The sequence below is a fragment of the Leptothoe sp. PORK10 BA2 genome (assembly GCF_034932105.1).
GTDB lineage: Bacteria > Cyanobacteriota > Cyanobacteriia > Phormidesmidales > Phormidesmidaceae > Leptothoe.
Genome location: NZ_JAYGIG010000056.1, coordinates 1 through 18845 on the forward strand (window position 1 = coordinate 1; position 18845 = coordinate 18845).

The 18845-nt window shown below is 52.1% G+C and carries 21 protein-coding genes and 1 other RNA gene; 11 read left to right on the forward strand and 11 right to left on the reverse strand.

Annotation, left to right across the window (positions count from 1 at the left end; genetic code table 11):
* Positions 1 to 124: 124 nt before the first annotated feature.
* Positions 125 to 361 carry an ArsR/SmtB family transcription factor gene (locus tag VB741_RS12490; RefSeq protein ID WP_442786349.1) on the reverse strand — a complete coding sequence of 79 codons (237 nt, stop codon included), beginning with the start codon at positions 359 to 361 and terminating at the stop codon, positions 125 to 127.
* Positions 362 to 905: 544 nt separating this feature from the next.
* Here VB741_RS12490 and VB741_RS12495 point away from each other — a divergent pair.
* Together VB741_RS12495 and VB741_RS12500 are read left to right on the forward strand one after the other, a co-directional pair.
* Positions 906 to 1421, forward strand: coding sequence for a hypothetical protein (locus VB741_RS12495; protein WP_323365514.1), 516 nt, complete (start codon positions 906 to 908; stop codon positions 1419 to 1421).
* A gap of 440 nt (positions 1422 to 1861) precedes the next feature.
* Positions 1862 to 2080, forward strand: coding sequence for a hypothetical protein (locus VB741_RS12500; RefSeq protein ID WP_323365515.1), 219 nt, complete (start codon positions 1862 to 1864; stop codon positions 2078 to 2080).
* Positions 2081 to 2225: 145 nt separating this feature from the next.
* Here the strand turns inward: VB741_RS12500 and VB741_RS12505 are convergent, their stop codons facing one another.
* A complete protein-coding gene (locus tag VB741_RS12505) occupies positions 2226 to 2495 on the reverse strand; it encodes a hypothetical protein (protein ID WP_323365516.1) in 270 nt (89 codons plus the stop codon).
* Positions 2496 to 2499: 4 nt separating this feature from the next.
* Positions 2500 to 2664: a hypothetical protein gene (locus VB741_RS12510; RefSeq protein ID WP_323365517.1), complete on the reverse strand. Its 165-nt coding sequence runs from the start codon at positions 2662 to 2664 to the stop codon at positions 2500 to 2502.
* Positions 2665 to 2982: 318 nt separating this feature from the next.
* On the opposite strand from VB741_RS12510, the gene VB741_RS12515 reads away from it, so the two are divergent.
* Both VB741_RS12515 and VB741_RS12520 read left to right on the forward strand, forming a co-directional pair.
* On the forward strand, positions 2983 to 5370 hold the full coding sequence (locus VB741_RS12515; RefSeq protein ID WP_323365518.1) for an ATP-dependent helicase: 2388 nt from the start codon (positions 2983 to 2985) through the stop codon (positions 5368 to 5370).
* A 44-nt stretch (positions 5371 to 5414) separates the two neighbouring features.
* Positions 5415 to 5723, forward strand: coding sequence for a thioredoxin family protein (locus VB741_RS12520; RefSeq protein ID WP_323365519.1), 309 nt, complete (start codon positions 5415 to 5417; stop codon positions 5721 to 5723).
* A gap of 191 nt (positions 5724 to 5914) precedes the next feature.
* Here the strand turns inward: VB741_RS12520 and psaK are convergent, their stop codons facing one another.
* On the reverse strand, positions 5915 to 6178 hold the full coding sequence (psaK, locus tag VB741_RS12525; protein WP_442786350.1) for a photosystem I reaction center subunit PsaK: 264 nt from the start codon (positions 6176 to 6178) through the stop codon (positions 5915 to 5917).
* 262 nt (positions 6179 to 6440) lie between these two features.
* On the opposite strand from psaK, the gene VB741_RS12530 reads away from it, so the two are divergent.
* From VB741_RS12530 to thiD, 4 genes are all read left to right on the forward strand, one after another.
* Complete coding sequence (locus VB741_RS12530; protein WP_323365521.1) at positions 6441 to 6878, forward strand: hypothetical protein; 438 nt, start codon at positions 6441 to 6443, stop codon at positions 6876 to 6878.
* A gap of 230 nt (positions 6879 to 7108) precedes the next feature.
* A complete protein-coding gene (locus VB741_RS12535) occupies positions 7109 to 7948 on the forward strand; it encodes a cell division protein FtsQ/DivIB (RefSeq protein ID WP_323365522.1) in 840 nt (279 codons plus the stop codon).
* A 536-nt stretch (positions 7949 to 8484) separates the two neighbouring features.
* Positions 8485 to 9672, forward strand: coding sequence for a cell division protein FtsZ (gene ftsZ, locus VB741_RS12540; protein WP_326522189.1), 1188 nt, complete (start codon positions 8485 to 8487; stop codon positions 9670 to 9672).
* Positions 9673 to 9741: 69 nt separating this feature from the next.
* Positions 9742 to 10602, forward strand: a complete 861-nt coding sequence (gene thiD / locus VB741_RS12545) for a bifunctional hydroxymethylpyrimidine kinase/phosphomethylpyrimidine kinase (RefSeq protein ID WP_323365523.1) — start codon at positions 9742 to 9744, stop codon at positions 10600 to 10602.
* Between the two features lie 74 nt (positions 10603 to 10676).
* On the opposite strand, the gene VB741_RS12550 is transcribed toward thiD, so the two are convergent.
* The 7 genes from VB741_RS12550 to VB741_RS12580 all read right to left on the reverse strand — a co-directional run bounded on the left by VB741_RS12550 (position 10677) and on the right by VB741_RS12580 (position 16103).
* Complete coding sequence (locus VB741_RS12550) at positions 10677 to 11129, reverse strand: hypothetical protein (protein ID WP_323365524.1); 453 nt, start codon at positions 11127 to 11129, stop codon at positions 10677 to 10679.
* Positions 11130 to 11501, reverse strand: coding sequence for a phasin family protein (locus VB741_RS12555; protein ID WP_323365525.1), 372 nt, complete (start codon positions 11499 to 11501; stop codon positions 11130 to 11132).
* Between the two features lie 169 nt (positions 11502 to 11670).
* Positions 11671 to 11767, reverse strand: an RNA gene (ffs, locus tag VB741_RS12560) — signal recognition particle sRNA small type.
* 38 nt (positions 11768 to 11805) lie between these two features.
* Positions 11806 to 12837, reverse strand: coding sequence for a DUF4388 domain-containing protein (locus VB741_RS12565; protein ID WP_323365526.1), 1032 nt, complete (start codon positions 12835 to 12837; stop codon positions 11806 to 11808).
* A gap of 157 nt (positions 12838 to 12994) precedes the next feature.
* Positions 12995 to 13366, reverse strand: a complete 372-nt coding sequence (locus VB741_RS12570) for a roadblock/LC7 domain-containing protein (protein ID WP_323365527.1) — start codon at positions 13364 to 13366, stop codon at positions 12995 to 12997.
* 120 nt (positions 13367 to 13486) lie between these two features.
* Positions 13487 to 14479, reverse strand: coding sequence for a fatty acid desaturase family protein (locus tag VB741_RS12575; RefSeq protein WP_323365528.1), 993 nt, complete (start codon positions 14477 to 14479; stop codon positions 13487 to 13489).
* 94 nt (positions 14480 to 14573) lie between these two features.
* The gene (locus VB741_RS12580; protein WP_323365529.1) at positions 14574 to 16103 is read right to left on the reverse strand and encodes a YifB family Mg chelatase-like AAA ATPase; all 1530 of its coding nucleotides are present in this window, start codon (positions 16101 to 16103) and stop codon (positions 14574 to 14576) included.
* A gap of 330 nt (positions 16104 to 16433) precedes the next feature.
* Here VB741_RS12580 and VB741_RS12585 point away from each other — a divergent pair, with 330 nt between their 5' ends.
* From VB741_RS12585 to psbA, 3 genes are all read left to right on the forward strand, one after another.
* Complete coding sequence (locus tag VB741_RS12585) at positions 16434 to 16781, forward strand: hypothetical protein (protein ID WP_323365530.1); 348 nt, start codon at positions 16434 to 16436, stop codon at positions 16779 to 16781.
* Between the two features lie 58 nt (positions 16782 to 16839).
* Positions 16840 to 17184 (forward strand): histidine triad nucleotide-binding protein, encoded by a 345-nt coding sequence (locus VB741_RS12590; protein WP_323365531.1) that lies wholly within the window; start codon positions 16840 to 16842, stop codon positions 17182 to 17184.
* 211 nt (positions 17185 to 17395) lie between these two features.
* Entirely contained in the window at positions 17396 to 18478 is a 1083-nt protein-coding gene (gene psbA, locus VB741_RS12595; protein WP_323365532.1) for a photosystem II q(b) protein, read from the forward strand.
* The last annotated feature ends 367 nt before the right edge of the window (positions 18479 to 18845 follow it).

Sequence of the window (18845 nt, forward strand, 5' to 3'; positions counted from 1 at the left end):
AGACCCACTCTACTTTTGACTAAATTACTGGCTAATAAAACTGAGATGTCTAAAACCCTTGACCCACCTGATTTAGCCGCTTGAGAACGGGGCAGAAGCAAAACAGAAACTTGTCATTGTCCAGTTAATCACAACAAACGGAATTATCTTGCATCTCATCTGCATTCATCCATTCTATTCCTGCCATAGTGACGACTTGATTGCGAGTACAACACTCTTCAAATAAGAAGTCAATCAAATGCTTGAGCACCTCTGAACGAACCCTATACCAAATCCACTGCCGGTCTTTTTCGGAGGCAACAATGCCTACCTGACGCAGCTTGTCGAGATGGTGGGATAAGGTTGCACCGGCAATGCCCAACTCTTTTTGAATTTCCCCAGCAGGTAAACCTTTGGGTAGGCAGATAGCAGTAACCGCACAATCTTTAACCGAGAAGGTTGACCCAGCGCGGCAAAAGTGTCAGCTATGCTTTTGAGAGCGATTTTTGTCATTTCACTTATTTCGATATTTCTAGTATAACCAAAATACAAAGCGTGTCAAGCGCACCGTTATTCCCTGGCTAAGTTCTCTCGCTCTTGAGCGGGTTGAGAATAGTGCGCCAATAGCGTGCAGAACTAAGACAGGATCCACTTACTCAGGCATCTGCTCGCCTCCGATTAGGTCTGCGCTTTTCCATTTCTGGGCATAGCGGGCTTCGGTATCCATTGGTTGCGATGCTCCGCGCGGCTATGCCTAGGCAACCTCCACTCCTTGTGATCCCCATCACCAAAATTCCTCAGCCAAACTCAGAAACCCCTTAAGCAACCCTCAGGTAACCGTCAGATGACGTTCAGGTAGCCCCGGCATTCTAGTAATCAATGAAGCAAATAAACACACTTCACCGATTCACCAAGGAGCTTTAACCATGAAACGCACTATCCTTTCCGCCTTAACCGTCCTCGTTGCTTCCGCCGCTTTGGCCCCCATCGCCTCTGCCGTTGAGCCCGCTAGCTTCAATATTCAGTCCACTCGCCTCGAAGAACTAGACGCCCGCACCAAGAACGACGTCCACAAACTACGCATCGAGCACCTAAACACTCAGACCAAAGCCATCGAAGATATCCAAGCTACTCGGCTAGAGGCCCTAGACACCCGCACTAAGGCTGTCGAGAATATCCAGGCTGAGCGCCTAAACGCCCTGGATGCTCGCACCAAAGCAGTTGATAACATCCAAGCTGAGCGCCTAAACGCCCTGGATGCTCGGACTAAGAACGACGTTCACAAGCTACGGATTGAGCACCTGAACACCCAGACCAAAGCCGTTGAAGATATTCAGGCTGAGCGGTTGAATGCACTGGATGCTCGCACTAAAACTGTAGATAACATCCAAGCAGCTCGCCTCGATGCCCTGGATGCTCGTACTAAGTCCGTCGTCCGCTAATCCCACAGATGCGCCTAAGCTTAACCAAGTTTGGGTGCCCAGTACGTCTCCGGGCGTTGATGAAGCTTCATTCCCTTCATGGAGCACCCTTTTCTCATCCCTAACTCTCATAAAACACACACCCATAGCCCCTACCAATCCGGTGGGGGCTTTTTTTTAAGATTGTTAAGAGAAACTACAACATCCGAATCATCACCAATCAACTGGGAATGATGAGTCCCAGTTTAGTGAAATCGCTAATGCTTTAGGGATTTTGCCACCCAGATGTTTTCAAAACCTGCTCCATGTTTTCAAAGGTTCTACGGATACTACGCATTGTCAGTATCCTCACAACAATATCAGACCCATCTAGTCGTCCATCAGGCTGACCTTTAAAAAGACCGTTACTGAATCTAAAGCAGAATCAGCAACGTCACAACAAATAACGGGAAACTTCAACCATGTCTATCACTACGCAGCAAAGCTTAACAACCCAGTTCAAGACGGTGATTCGGGACTATAGCCCCACTGATATCTTGATCGCTCTAGATGCGGCCATCAAAGGTCGTTCTGAGTACTCAAAAGTAGCTAATAGCATCTGCGATATATTGATGGACTTGGAGAGCCCCAAAGCTCAAAAGTGGCGCGATCGCATCCTCTTACGAGACACCGCCTTCTAACCACGCCCTCTCGGCCCTTAGAGGAGAACCTAAGGGCCGGGCTTGTTGTAGTACTCATCATCCACCAACGTTAGCTAAACCACGTCCAAGTTGAAACCTTGAGTTCCCCCACCAGAAAAACTACAGCCCTGGACGTGGACAAGATTTAACTACGCCGAATCAGATCTAACCCGCAAATACCGGCAAACCCAGCAAAGAAATACACCGCAAATTGTCCTGGATGGGAATCGATCAACGGCTCGGACGAACCAATCAAGCGCCCCGAATAGCCACTGGTTGTCAACACTAAGGCAAAAGCAACAAGAAATAGCCCCACCCCTTTGGCGACCCGATGTCGTCTCACGTCGGCATAGGTCGGGGACAGGGATGCCTGTTGTATTGTCTGGTCTCGCTGTTTTAACTGTTTACCATTCATGGGCCTACTCCTTAGATGCCATCGTAATCAGTCCCACACCGCCCCCCATCAGTAGTGCCGCCACCCCTGATACCTCTCGATTTGGAATCAGACTGATGGCGGTAAATAGTAAACCAATCCCAAACATAACGCTGCCTAGGATCGCGATCATACGGTCAGAGAGGTTCATGGTAGTCAGCACCCGGCAGGGTCAGAGGTTTAAAAGAGGTCTAAGATTCAGAGGTCTAAAAACGGGATCAACTTAAGCTGGAAAATCCTGGCTAGGTGGGGAATCAGGGGCCAGAAGCCAGAAGCCAGTGAGGCCCTGATTCCTGAATCCTGACTTCGGAATACTATCCTGGGGAAAACGTTCCGCTTTGAGTTGGTACCCCTAAAACCAATTGTAGAGGCGTAACCGTTTTTTACGGGAGTTCGCGTAATCCAGGAGTTCGCTTAAATTTCGCTTAAATAGTGCAGTACGCTATGGCTGAGAGTTTTACGCCATGCTATGACCGTACCCGATCGCACCGATCAACTCCAAACATTGCGCGATGGCCTGCGCCCTGGCCAACAGCGCTTGGCGGACTGGCGCGGAGGTCCGCTGGCGGTATCGGCCGTGCCGGGGTCTGGCAAATCCACGGGGATGGCGGCGGGGGCTGCGATCGCAATTGCCCATTTCCAACTCCATGGCCGGAAGCAGCTCGTCCTCGTCACCTTTACCCGCTCCGCCGCCGCCAACCTCAAGGCCAAAGTGCGTCAACACCTGAAGCACCTCCAACTCCCCTACAACAGCTTTATCGTCCAAACACTCCATGGGTTAGCCCTCAACATCGCCACCCATAACCCGGAAGTGTCCGGCATCAGCCTCGACACCACTACCCTGGTCTCCCCCAACCAAAGCAACCGCCTCATCCGCACCGCCGTGGAAGCCTGGACCCACGCCGCCCCAGAGCTATACCACCGACTGATCGAAGGCCAAAGCTTTGACGGCGAAGAAACCGAACGGCAACGCCGCCAGTCAGTGCTGCGCACCGAAGTGTTACCGGCCCTGGCCTATACCGCCATCCACGAAGCCAAAAGTTCAGGCTTGCAACCCGCTGACCTCAGTCGCATCGGCCAACAGGCTCCCCCCAATGCCTATCAACTGCTCAATGTCGCCGCTGGACTCTACGAGCAGTATCAAATTCTCCTCAGCCAGCGCGGACTGATTGACTACGATGACATGATCTTGGCAGCCCTAAAGGCCCTGGACGATCCAGACATCTGCCGCCGTTGGCAAACCCAAATCTTTGCGGTGTTTGAAGATGAAGCCCAAGATTCCTCGCCCTTACAAACCCAATTGCTGGAAAAGTTGGCGGCTCACCCTCGGTCTATGCCTCCGGGAGAGACAGAACTTGCCCTCCCCCCAGAGGATAGGAGCAATCTCGTCCGGGTCGGGGACCCCAACCAGGCGATCAACTCCACCTTCACCCCCGCCGATCCGGTCTTCTTTAACCAGTTTTGTGATGCCAATCGGCCCGACCGCCTAGCCACCATCGACCAGGCCGGACGCAGTACCCAGAAAATCATGACGGCGGCCAACTACGTCTTGCAATGGGTCAACCAGCAGTTCCCGCAGGACGCCCCGCCATTTCGACCCCAGGCAATTGTGGCCGTATCCCCGGATGACCCCCAGCCCAATGCCAATCCGACCCCCTGGGGCCAAGGAGTGGAACTGATGAAGCCGACCGATATCAACGCATCGGTGAAACAGCTGGCGGTGCGGGTGCAGACCTTAATGGACGACTGGAAACAGGCAAAAGAGCACCCCGAGGAGGGGACCCCCTCTTCGATGGGCATGCCGTCCCCTCCCACCTTGGCCGTACTAGTCAGGGAAAACCGTCAGGGCCGCTTTATCCGAGAACTGCTAGAAGATCCTGAACGGCTGGGGTTTGACTTTGTCGAGGCCACGGGTTTGCAAATCTATGATGTGGGCAGCCGCGATCGCAACACCCAAGTCCCCCTAGAAATGCTGCGGCTGCTGCAATTTATAGAACGGCCCCATTCCCCCGACTACCTAAAAGGCGCCCTCCGAGTCCTAGTGGACCGTCAGTGCATTCCCACCCAAGACCTCAACCCATTAGCCACCCATCCCGAACAATTTCTCTACCCTGGCCCCCTCGACCCACCCCTCACCACCGAAGCCGCCCTCAGCGCTCGCCGCTATGGCAACAGTCTGCTGCGGGCCCGGTTCAACCTGCCCCCCTATCATCTCATCCCATTCCTGGGCAGCACCCTCAGCTATAACCAGAGTGAACTGGCCACCGCCGACAAGCTGGCCGCCCGCATCGCCCAACAAACCTCAGAGGACAGCAGCCTCAGCACCATGATCGGCGCATTGCAAGAAATCGTCAGCTCCGAACAGTTTGACGCCATCGAAGCAGAAGATGCCGAAGCAAAATACACCCGACCGGGCCAGCTCACCATCATCACCATGCACAAAGCCAAGGGACTGGATTGGGATGCGGTCTTTCTGCCCTTTCTCCATGCCAAACTGATCCCGGGCGAAGCGTGGGTGCCTCCTCAAACAGAATTCCTCAGCCCAGCCTCCCTGCCCCTGTCCCTACCGGACGTCGCCCGGGTCCAAATCCGCGCCTATATCCATGGCCAGATTCAGAATCACGACAGCCCAGAAATTCCTGATCTGCCCACCGCCTGGCACCGGGCCAACGATCTCAAAAAAGCAGAAGAATTTCGCTTGCTATACGTGGCCATGACCCGCGCTAAACGACTGCTATGGATGAGCGCAGCCACCCAGGCCCCCTTTGCCTGGAGCAATCCAGAGAACCTGCAGGAGGCAGAACCCTGCCCCGTTTTACCCGCGCTGGGCCGGTTTATGCGGGAAGAAGGAGCCTAGCAGTTTTAGAATTGAAGGAGTGTTTCACCTCCCAGACATGCACCATGGCTAAAGCTATTTTAAAATTCTCCTCCGAAGACTGCGGCATCTGTCACAAAATGTCCTTCTACGACGCCAAGGTCTCTGAGGAATTGGGTCTGGAATTTGTGGATATCAAAATGCAAGACACGGCCACCTATCGCAAATATCGTCAGGTGCTGCTGACTCAATACCCTGATAAGGCAGATATGGGCTGGCCCACTTACATTATTTGCGAAGAGCCCGAGGGGGAGTTCAAGATTTTAGGGGAGGTCAAAGGCGGTCATCCAAAAGGAGAATTTCGGCAACGGCTCCAGGCAGTGGTCGGGGAGTAGGGCACTGACAAACCCCAAAAAAACAAACCCCAAAAAAACAAGCCCAAAAAAAAGCTGGAGACGACCGCCCCCAGCTTTTGATTAAATGCAACGTTGTTCAACGTGAGAATGGCTTAATAAGCTGTATTCCATAGGCCATAGAAACCCCCAGCCTATTCAAATACAGCCTACCGGAAGCAGCGCTCTAGGTTCTAGAGAACGCCGATGGAAGCCAAACCGATGATGGCACCGATGCCGATTACATGGCCCAGGCTAGTGCAAGCCAGCATTGCGCCATGGCCCATGCCACCGAAAAACTCGGGGGAGGGTAAACCAAGCCCAACGTTCTTGTGCTTGATCCCGTAATTACCGATTGCGATCGCAATCACATTACAAATGATCATAACGAGTGCAACTTTAGGGCTCCACTCAACTGTGCTAGGGGTCACCGCCAATAAAGAAGGTAAGTAAAGCAATTTACCGTCTCCTCTCAGAAATAGTATGGTTTTGAAAACTTGAAGCTCGACTCAGCGCAAACTAAGTACAAACCTTGTAATCATCTTTAATCAACGTGTATTCTCAACGACCACCTCGTTGCAAGACTTTACAATGGCAGCATAAATACTCAGCGTGACTGATCCCCGGCATGGGTGATCTTTTTAGCCTCCAGGGGGAGCATCATCCTATAGACTGCTCCCACCCATCGATTCATCCTCAACCAAAGCAACGACAATCCCTATGGTGCATGGCTTACTCTGGCTACCGCTACTGATCTTTTTCTTTTGGATCACCTGGGCCGGTTGGAACGAATACAAAAAAGTAGAAACCTACAAACAGTGGGCCACCCAGTTCGAACGGGCCAAATACGATATCTATGCCGCCTTGGGCCAGTCTGCAGGCACCCTCACCTGGGGCTTACCCACGCGTCAGGGGATCGTTAATATACAGCGAACTCAGCTCGATCAAGTCTGCGGCGTTGACCTTTTGATCAAGGGCGATACCAACTTTAAGCAGGTAGTCCAAGGCCCAGCCAAGAAAGGAGATGCCGTCCTCCACCTCAGACTTACGGATCAGCAACCCTGCCAAATTCCATTTACTGATGCAGAATTAGCCAAACAGTGGCATCAGTTTTTAACCACAACAGTAACCGCCATGACCCACCAAGAAATTTCCTAACGATTGTCCGGGTTAGGGCTTGGCATTACTGATGTAACTGATATATAGACTGGTATACAGAAACATATTTTTTAGACTCAAGCAAGGGTCAACGGCTCTCCCATGGCAAAATACCTGCCCCATTAGGCATCTGAATGCTTAAATAGACACTTCTAGATACAAAACACTTCTAGAAACACGTCTTACAGACCCCACGGCATATCCCTCTCCTCAGCCACCAGCCTGCTCCCATGCCAGACATTGCCAACACCTCCAAACAAAACCTGACCTCCCGCCGCAGCCAACTCAAGCGCCGTCGCCAACAGCTGTTTTGGCAAAAGCTGTGGCGTCATACCGCCATGTTGGGGCTGGCAGCAGGCTGCATTAGCCTGGCCACATCCAGCCGCTGGCAGATCCAGTCATCGGAGCAGATTAATCTCAGTGGCAATCAGCTGCTCCCAGCCGAAGAAGTCCATGCCCTTCTGGCCATCGACTATCCCCAATCCCTCTTGAAGATCCATCCCCTAGATTTAGAACAGGAGCTGATTACTAAGGGGCCGATTGCCAATGCCATCGTCAGACGGCGACTATTACCCCCCGGCCTCAACGTCCGCATTCAAGAAAGAATTCCGGTGGCCATCTCCCTACCCGATACCGACACGGCCATCACCACCCTAGAGCGGGATCCCCAGAATTTCCCCCAAATGGGTCTGCTCGATGCCAATGGCTACTGGATGCCCTACAACAGCTTTACCCGGCTAGGCTCCCAGGAACCGAAACTGCTGGTCAAGGGAATGCGCCCCGCCTACCAAAAAGATTGGCCAGACATTTACCAAGCCCTCCAAAAAAATCCGGTCGCCATTACCGCTCTGGACTGGAGAGATCCCACAAACCTCATTCTGCATACGGAACTGGGCACCGTGCACATGGGTCCCTACGGACAAAATTTTTCTAAACAGCTCACCACCCTCGACCGAATGCGAAATTTAAACGCGAAGATGGATATTGCAGAAATCGCCTTCATTGACCTGCGTAATCCTGACGATCCCACCCTCGAAATATTGCAAGCAACTAAAACTCAAAATCCCTAAAAAACTCAGGTTAGAATTCGCTCACCGAATCGCCATAAATATTGATAAATAGAGATTTCAGACCTTAGATACTGATACTTAGCGGTTGATTATAACGACCCATTTTTTAGTGTTAATACAAATGATTCGTCTGATTCCTGGAGCAGGATATTCTTAACCGATGAAATTCTTGAATTAATTGGTAAGTTTTATTGGTTTTTGAAGCAGGTTCCCGTATAGTTGACTAGAACATGCGCTAGCCTGTTCGAAATTAATCTTCAAATATCTCTGTAAGGTCTTTGAGAAGCGTGATTCAAGCTTTCTCTGCATAGCTTTGAATATTGACTTGAGTCTGCTATTTTTTCCTATTTACAGACACCTGCCCTGCCAAGTTTGTAATTGCTATATAGTTAGTCCTTACCTTTTATGACAGTCGCGTGGGTTCTGTGGCTGATTGGTCAATAGCTCGCTAATATCTCCTATACACTCGCCCTATGTCTAACTCACCCTCACAAAATTCTCACGGAAATGCGGGCTTGGGACTTAACATATCTGATATGAATAATAATCATCGTAATGAAACTGCATTAGGTAATGCGGCTATGGGAGGTGATATTGTGCCTGGGAGTATGGCGAGGATAAAAGTTATCGGTGTAGGCGGCGGTGGCTGTAATGCAGTCAATCGCATGATCGATAGCGGTGTGGCCGGAATCGAGTTTTGGACCCTCAACACCGATGCCCAGGCTCTGACCAAAGCTGGCAATGCCAATCCACTGCAGCTGGGTCAAAAGCTCACCCGCGGGTTAGGTGCCGGGGGTAACCCAGCCATTGGCCAAAAGGCGGCTGAGGAATCACGGGACGAAATTTCAACCGCCATCGAAGGGGCGGACTTGGTTTTTATCACCGCTGGCATGGGCGGTGGGACCGGCACAGGAGCTGCTCCCGTCGTGGCAGAAGCGGCTAAGGAAGCTGGAGCCCTTACCGTCGGAGTGGTGACTCGGCCCTTTACCTTTGAAGGTCGTCGTCGCACAGCCCAGGCAGAAGAGGGAATCATGGCGCTGCAGGAATGCGTCGATACCTTGATCATCATTCCCAATGACAAATTGCTATCGGTAATTTCAGAGCAAACGCCGGTGCAAGAAGCGTTTCGCTTTGCGGATGATATTCTGCGCCAGGGTGTCCAGGGTATTTCCGACATCATTACCATTTCTGGCTTAGTCAATGTTGACTTTGCAGATGTTCGAGCCGTCATGGCCGATGCAGGCTCTGCCCTCATGGGTATTGGCGTTGGATCTGGCAAGTCTAGGGCCCGTGAGGCAGCCATTGCAGCGATTTCCTCTCCCCTACTGGAGACGTCCATCGACGGAGCTACGGGTGCCGTGCTAAATATCACCGGGGGCGGCGATTTAACGCTGCATGAGGTGAATGCCGCTGCTGAGATTATTTACGAGGCGGTGGATCCTAACGCCAACATCATCTTTGGTGCGGTGATTGATGAGCGCATGCAGGGCGAAGTCCGGATTACGGTCATTGCCACCGGCTTTAATACCATGACTGACTATGGCAGTAGCGGTATGCTGGCATCAGCACCAGTCCCATCGCGCCGGATCGCCCCCCTAGGTCGTTCGTCCTCCATCAGTTCCACCCCATCTGAACTGCCACCGCTAACGCCTGATAGCCGCCCTAGCAGTTCCCCCGATCTGGATATCCCGGATTTCCTGCAGCGGCGACGCCAATCGCGGTAGGTATTGGATTTTTATGGCTCATACTCCACCAGTGGCTCTGACCATTGCTGGATCTGATAGTGGACCTTTATGACTCATACTCCACCAGTGGCTCTGACCATTGCTGGGTCTGATAGTGGTGGCGGAGCCGGTATTCAAGCGGATCTGCGCACTTTTTCATTCCATGCAGTGCATGGCACCAGTGCCCTCACCTGCATTACGGCCCAAAATACCCAAGGTGTCTCCCGGGTGGATGCTCTGGATCCCGCAGCGGTGATCGCCCAAATAGAGGCGGTGGTAGATGACATTGGCATTCAAGCGCTGAAAACAGGCATGCTCCTGAATCAATCCATCATTGCAGCCGTCGCCGACTATCTCCAGGGCTTAAAGCTCAAAGGCTTACAGGATGTGGCCTATGTGATTGATCCGGTGATGGTATCCCGGACGGGTGCTCAGTTGATTGATGATGATGCGATCGCAACCCTGCGCCAGCAGCTGATTCCCCTAGCCACCGTCCTCACCCCCAACCGCTACGAAGCCGAAATCCTCAGTGGTCAGTCCATTAGCACCCTAAAGGATATGGAAACAGCGGCCCAGATCATCCAGGGTTTAGGAGCTAAAGCTGTAATGGTCAAAGGGGGTGGGTTGACCGGCGAGTTACGGGGCGTAGACCTGTGGTACGACGGCACCACCTCCAGCACCCTCATCACCCGCTGCATTGATACCACCGACACCCACGGCACCGGCTGCACCCTCTCCGCCGCCATCGCCGCCAATCTGGCCTTGGGCCATAGTCCCTTAAAAGCAGCCCAGCGGGCCAAGGACTATGTCACCCATGCCTTGGCCCACTCACTGCGCATTGGCAAAGGCCAAGGACCGGTGGGACATTTTTATCCCATGCTTGGGCAGGAAAAGATTTCACCTCTCCCAGAATTGGGTTGGCCTGGATAACTGGTATCTTCTTTGCTGAACATTCCCCAATATCTGCCCTCGAGCCAGGGGTTCAACTCAAAACCATGGCAAAATCATTCTTTCGGCTGAGGCCAGACGCTATCCCAGTCAGGGCATTCTTGATCCACCTCGGGCCCCGTAGGGTGCAACGCACACACGAGCATTTCACCGCCATAGCTCTCACCGTGGTAGTAAGAACATCCAGCACATTTAGGATGGTTTTGCAGCCAAGGCGTCAGGGTTTGATGGACCGGAGCCATCGTTTGCTCACACCAGGTGACCACGGAGCCGACCCATGGATCGAGCTGGGATTCTAAGTTATCCAACGCTTGGGCCAGGGGAGGCGAAATATTCTCTACCACCTGCTCCGCCAGCTCATCCGCCATTTCATCCGCCGCATCTAAAACTGGGCTAATGGCGTCTATGGCCTGACTGGCCAACACATCGAACAGCTGCTCGGTTTGCGCCAGAGTATGATTCACCGCCGCTTGCACATCTTCTTGCAATTGCTTAAACCAATCGTCCATCTACTGGCCCTCTTCATCTTTGAGTCGTTGCAGCTCGGTCTGTAGATCTTCGATTTCTTTCCGCAGGGCATCCGTGGCGGCCTGGTCATCGGGTTCCGTATCTTCAATGATTTCGATTTTGCGGGGGGCCGGATCAGCAGCAGGCTGAGCCGTATCCGCCGCCGCTTGGCTCTGGGCCCGAGCCACCATGTCATTGACCATTTTTTGAGCTTCCTCGGCGGTAATTTCCCCCCGCTCTACCAGCTCATCCACTAGCTTTTGGGCCTGCTGCCGCAAATCGCTAAATCCATCACCGGCTTTTTCAGAGGCATAGGAGGCTAAACCCACACCTAGATAAAATGCTTTTTGCACCAACTGGCCAAAGTCTGCCACGGCCTATACTCCTCTAAACTTATTGGGCGGGCTGATCACCCACATATGTTCTGTTGTAACAGCAGATTGGGACAGTATGTAGCGGGTTGAACTGTCGGATTGCCGTACCTATATGAAGCCCACGGACCTCTGGAACAAAGCCTCTAACACAATAGGCTCCTAAAACAGAGGAGACCCGGAGACTACGCCTATCTCAAGCATCCCGTATTGCTGCTACCTTCCGGTCCTGACAAGATTTGGGCGTTGCGATCGCATAGATCCGAGTCGTTCACTAGCATAGCATCGTTTACCCCGGTCATGTCCATCACGACGACTTGGCGGCATCGCGTAAAAAACCAAGCAAATTACGGAAAAAGCTAGGACTGAGGGATTCACCCTCAGTCTCAGAACCAGGAAACGAAGAGTCAGAGAGTTCAGAGTCAGATACCCCAGCATCAGGCACTCCCAGATTGGGACCCCCTGTTTCAGGGACCCCTGGCTCAGAAACCCCTAAAACAGGGACCCCTGGCTCAGAAACCCCTGGTTCAGAAACCCCTGAAACGGGGACCCTCACGGCTAGGCGCTCCTCCCCAGGCACTTCAGCATCTATCGCCGCTATCTCCGAAGCCCCTAGCATCATCGGCACTTCCTTCGCCAACCCCACGAAAATCAGACAAAATGCAATGCGCTGCACCTGCTCCAGGGACAAACCTAAACGCGTTGCCATTTGCCCCAGGTTAATATTTTCATCCATCAGTCGCCAGACACTCCACTCTGCCTGGTTAATGCGCACATTGGGTTGACCGCGAATCAAACTCACCAGCACCGATTGAGGATGGGGCAATTGCTCCTTAAAGGCTGCCCAATCTTTCAAAATCCGCAGTCCAGGCAAAATCACATCAGTCGCGCCGACACTCAGACCGGTCATTTCCACCTTAGGCAGCAGTGCAGTCTGATCAAATTCACAATATCCATCCGGCAAGTAAAGCAACTCACCGATCTGACCTACAACCTGGGCAGCAAACAATATTTTCAACTGTTTCTTGGTCAAAACGCCCTGGGAACGCAAAAATCGACCGAGGGGCTCATCGATCGGGCAGCGGCGAATTAACCGCTCCATCATCGTCACACTCAAGTATTGACGACGACTGATCAAAGCAGCCAACCCCCGGCTATCGAGCCGAGTGGTAATGGTGACGATGCGGCCCCGGTGCAGCCAAATATAATAATACTTAGGCCGCACTTGGTCAGGCGAGACCAGCCCCTGGATGGAAAGGAGTCCCGTCTTCTTACCATCCTGCAGAAGCTGAAACACCTCTAGCAGCGAACAATCTGAGAAATAACCGTTGACGAACATGCTGCACGGGGGCGACGATACGGCATAACGTTGCGCTATGTTAACAGCATATATTAACCCGATCAGTTAGGTTGCTGAGATAGCCACAGCCACAGCCACAGCCATAGTTCTTAGGGCCAAGGACTGGGCCAGTCTTTGGCCCTAAGAACTATGGCACCTAAGCCAATAGGGGTTGAATCTCCTCCATAGCCCGCTTCACTTCCAGATGCAAAACACCTTTTTTGATCATGGGGGTAGCCAATACCAAAAAGACCGCATCCTCGCCGCAGTTGGTCAAAATACAGTAACCCGCTTTCCCATCAATCACAATTTGTTCGATACTGCCCCGCATCAGTTCACCACTAATGCGTTCTCCTAGGGACAGCAGGGCCGCCGTCATGGCCGATACACTATCTTCATCCATGGGGCCAGGGAGCACAGTGACTAGGGGTAAACCATCGGGCGTCACTAGGGCCGCCCCCTCAATGTCATGGGTGCCACTGACAAAGCGCTGCAGTGTTGCCTGAATTTTCGCCGTATCAATGGCCATAGACTGTCCTAAACTCCAAAATTTATAGCTTGACTCCCATCGGTCAAACCCTTAAGCCCTCATCACCGTACTAGCCTGCCACAGCAGGTGATCCATCAAGTTCGGCGTTCAGGCTTAAACTTATCCAACTTTGGACATGGCTTCAAGGTGACGACCAATGTTGAGCATCGCCAGGCCAAAGTTTTCTTCCACATAGGCAATCCCGTGTTCTTGGCAAAACCCTTTGACGATTGGGCTAGCACTGCGATAGCGACTAACCGAAACCCAGGGGAATAGGTGATGTTCGATCTGGTAATGTAGCCCCCCGAAGTAGTCATCCCACAGGGAGGGTACTAAGACATTCCGTGATGTGATCACCTGTTGCTCAATAAACGACAGATCATGGTCGCTGGGCACACTGGGCATGCCCATGTGGTTGATGGCAAATAGTTTTGCCAGGATGACCCCTGAAAGCATGGTTGAAATTATGTAGTTGGTCAGGGCCATCTGCCAGCCCAGCAAGACGATCGGAAGAATGAGATAGACGCTAAAGTGCAGCGGAATTAGGACGCGTTCGGCTTGGCACCGTTTGGGGTTTGCGATCGCATAAATCCAGCTCAGGCGTTGAAAGTCAAAGTTATGAAACATGGCCAACACCCACAGCAGATAGGATTGGCGACGAATAACCCAGCCCACCCAGGCCGGACGTTCAGCGCAGTCTGCCTCATACAGCTTGAGAAACAACGCATTCATGTCAGGGTCGCGGGTTTCGTCGTTGCAATAGCGATGGTGCAGATCGTGCTTATACTGCCAGTAACGAAAGCTACCCCCCGCAATGAAGGTATGGCCAATGTGGCCTAGGCGGAGGTTAGTGTTTTTATGATCAGAAATGGCATAGTGCCCGGCGTCATGGCTGATGTAGTAAAACTGAATCCCAGAAAGGGTCAGACCAATTAATGCCGCCCAGCGCCAATAGGTTGTAGCACAGAAATAAAGGCCAATGTAGGACAGGATATGGAGCGCGCCATAGAGGATCACTTTGCGGAGGTAGTCAGTGGTGCTGCGCTCGAAAAAGTCCGTTTCCGCAAGACTATTCCGTAGGTCCCGATAGAGTTTTTGGCCAGGATTCAACATATGGATTTGAGGAAAAGAAAGTATATGTAGCAAACGCTTAACATAAGTTAACTTATGTTAAGCGTTTAAGCCCCCCAATATCCGAGGTCCCAGGCTATTGCATGCGGTCAATTGTCCGATACTGAATCGCTTCCGCAATGTGGGCAGACTCCAGACTGTCCAACGCCGCCAGATCCGCAATGGTGCGCGCCACCTTCAAAATCCGGTCCGTGGCCCGAGCCGACAGCCCGAGTTTACGCACCGCCATTTCCAATAAGGTGCGGGACGCATCATCCAGCTGACACCATTGGCGCAGGTGACGACTGTCTAAATCCGCATTGCACTGCAGCTTCGGTTCATCCGCGAACCGAGCCTGGGCCCGCTGACGGGCTCGCTCCACCCGCTGACGCACCGGCTCCGAAGGCTCTCCAGCACTGTGCTGGGTAATTTCCTCCGGCTTTAATCGACTGACCACCACCTGCAGGTCAATGCGATCCATCAATGGCCCCGACAGTTTGGCCCAATATTGCTCTCGCAGCCGCGGAGTACAGGTACAAGGCTGCACCGTATCGCCAAAGAAACCACAAGGACAAGGGTTGGTACTGGCCACCAGGGTAAACTGGGCCGGAAACTCCACCGACTGCCTGGTGCGGGAAATGGTGACATGGCCATCTTCTAAAGGCTGTCGCAAAAACTCCAGGACCTTGCGGTTAAATTCCGTCAGCTCATCCAAAAAGAGAATACCTCGGTGAGCTAAAGAGATCTCCCCTGGCTTTGGAAAACTACCCCCTCCAACAAGGGAGGGTCCGGACGCGGAATGATGGGGACTGCGGAACGGTCGGGTCGTAACCAATGACCCTTTTTCCTTAAGTAGCCCTGCCACGGAATGAATTTGTGTGACCTCCAACGCTTCCTGAAAGTTGAGTGGCGGCAAAATCGTCGATAGTCGACGGGCTAGCATGGTTTTACCGCTGCCAGGTGGCCCCACGAAGATGAGATTATGGCCGCCCGCTGCGGCAATTTCCAAGGCTCGGCGGGCCTGGGCCTGACCCTTTACATCCCGCAGATCGACCCCATGGGGCTGGGCTTTGGCTAGCGCTTCACACCCATCAATCGTTATGGGCAAGCGATCGCCAGGGCCATTGAGAAACTCCACCACCTCTGTAATAGACTCAAAGCCATAGACTGATAGACCAGGCACCACCGCAGCTTCCTGCGCATTGTCCGCTGGCACAATCAACCCTTTAAGACCCAACTCAGGGGCCGCCGCCGCCATGGCCATCACCCCAGCAACCGGGCGCAAACTCCCGTCGAGGGATAATTCACCTAATAGTAAATAGTTGTCTAAACGGTCCTGATTGACCAAGTCTGCCGCGGCCAAAATGCCAATGGCAATGGGCAAGTCATAAATGGGTCCCTCTTTCCGCACATCTGCCGGGGTGAGGTTTACCACCACCTTACGCATGGGAAACGGAAACCCAGCATTTTTCAGCGCCGCCTTCACCCGTTCCCGCGACTCTTGCACAGACGTATCGGGTAACCCAACCACGACCACACCGGGCAACCCCCCGGATAGATCCACCTCCACACCAACTTTTAGGGCATCAATACCTACTAAGGATGCACTCCAGATTCTCGCCAGCATGGTGGACTCCTACATGTTTATGTAGGATGCCCAAGTTATTTAGGAGTTCCACGGCGCGGGCGGGCTAGAAGGTTCCTCAATCCCAGGCAACAATCCATGCCCCTGGCTAGATAGAAAAGCTCTCAATCCCAAGGAAAACCCACACCACTGACAAAGTAGGATGAGGATCACAATCCCAAACTTTGAATTGTGATATCAGCTTATTAAACAGTTAATAAATAAGCATCAATCAGTAAGTCTAGGACTAGCCTTATATAGGTAGGCTTTACAGCGACATAACTATCCCCCATAGGCACATCATATATATCCCCTCTATATCCCCTCGAAATCATGCTAACGACTTCCGACTCCTCTAAAGTCGCTATCACCATCCGCGAAAAACAGATGGCTGATGAGCATATGCAGGATGTGGAACTTTTACTAGAAAACATGTTTAAACGGGAAGAAGCCACTCTCCAACTCGTCCTAGACCGGCTTTACGATATTGGCTCCAATAACCTCATTAATGGTCGAGTCAAACCCCGTCAACTCAACCGGCTCATGAAATGGATTGCCCGCTTAACCAAGCCCGCCTTTCATCACTTTGCCGTGCGCTGGTCCAAGAAAAACTGTCCCAAGCTCATTGCCGACTGGCTTTACAGTCAGGTCCAGTTTCCGCCACCGCCCATGGGCAACTAGCACCCCGAAACACCTCGTCACCGCTTACAATGCAAAGCGCTGTGACCATCCATGCGCCATGAGTGAAGACACGATTTTCAGTAAAATCATCCGCAAAGAAATCCCGGCCAACATCGTCTATGAAGATGACCTGTGCCTAGGTTTTCGAGATATCACCCCCCAAGCCCCCACCCATATCCTGGTCATCCCCAAAAAACCGATACCGAAGCTGGCCGAGGCAGGCACCGAAGATAAGGAACTGCTAGGACATATGTTACTAACTGTAAAGTCAATTGCCGAGCAGGAAGGACTGGGCAACGGCTATCGAGTGGTGATTAATACGGATGAAGATGGCGGCCAAACTGTATTCCACCTCCACATGCACCTCCTAGGGGGGCGTTACCTCCGTTGGCCACCGGGATAAACCAAGACAGGTAGTCACGAGAGTAACCACTCACTATTTACTTAGAAATGTATCAATGTCGGAAGTTTCGTATCCTACCCCTACAAACCACTAAGCATATTTACTAATCTTATAGACGAGTAGCTATCTTACTTCTGCCGTGACATGAGATTTCTCATGGTTGCGGGCCTTCACAATTAGCAACTCTTGTTTATATACATCAATCATCACTATGACTTCTACCTTGCAATCCCGTGATCGGGTAGGCATTTGGGAGCAGTTCTGTCAGTGGATCACTAGCACCGACAACCGCATTTATGTAGGTTGGTTCGGCGTTCTAATGATTCCTACGCTGCTCGCTGCTACAGCTTGCTTTGTCATCGCCTTTATCGCTGCACCTCCCGTCGACATTGACGGTATTCGTGAGCCCGTAGCTGGTTCGTTGCTACTTGGCAATAACATCATCTCCGGTGCAGTCATTCCTTCTTCCAACGCTATCGGTCTTCACTTCTACCCCATCTGGGAAGCTGCTTCCCTCGATGAGTGGTTGTACAACGGTGGCCCTTACCAGCTTTGCATTTTCCACTTCCTCGTTGGCATTTTTGCCTACATGGGTCGCCAGTGGGAGCTGAGCTATCGTTTGGGTATGCGTCCTTGGATCTGTGTTGCTTACTCTGCGCCTTTGGCTGCTGCAACCTCAGTATTCTTGATTTACCCCATCGGTCAGGGTTCTTTCTCTGATGGTATGCCCCTGGGTATTTCCGGTACCTTCAACTTCATGCTTGTATTCCAAGCTGAGCACAACATCCTCATGCACCCCTTCCATATGTTGGGAGTTGCGGGTGTATTTGGTGGTTCCTTGTTCTCCGCTATGCACGGTTCTCTGGTTACCTCTTCCTTGGTTCGTGAGACCACTGAAGTTGAGTCACAGAACTACGGTTACAAGTTTGGCCAAGAAGAAGAGACTTACAACATCGTTGCAGCCCATGGCTACTTCGGTCGTCTGATCTTCCAGTATGCATCCTTTAACAACAGCCGTTCTTTGCACTTCTTCCTGGGTGCATGGCCTGTGGTTTGCATTTGGTTCACTGCCCTGGGCATTAGCACCATGGCGTTCAACTTGAACGGGTTCAACTTTAACCAGTCCATTTTGGATTCCCAAGGTCGCGTCGTAAGTACTTGGGCTGACGTGATTAATCGCGCCAACTTGGGTATGGAAGTAATGCATGAGCGCAACGCTCACAACTTCCCTCTGGACTTGGCTTCTGGTGCTGAAACTCCTGTGGCGTTGACTGCTCCTGCAATCAATGGCTAAGGCATTTTGTTTCGGCTAACTTGTCAGGTTATTGTCTGGCTTGAATATCAGGCTTGAATTAAAAATGGGGTTGCTCTTAGGAGGAACCCCATTTTTGATGGGACCATCGTTTTTGGTTAATGCCCGGCGGGTGGCGGTGGGCAGTGCCCGCCTAGTGCACCGTCAAGACTAAAAATTAGGATTGTTGAGAGTGTTGCGGTAAGCTTTATGCAGCGTACCGGAATCCTATGCAGAAAAAGAATATTGTCCGCCTAACCCCCGATGAGCGTCATCAGTTACAAGCGGTGATCAAAAAGTTGAAGGGCAGCAGCCAAAAAGTGCGTCGCGCTCAGATTCTACTGAAAGCCGATGCCGAGGGTCCTAACTG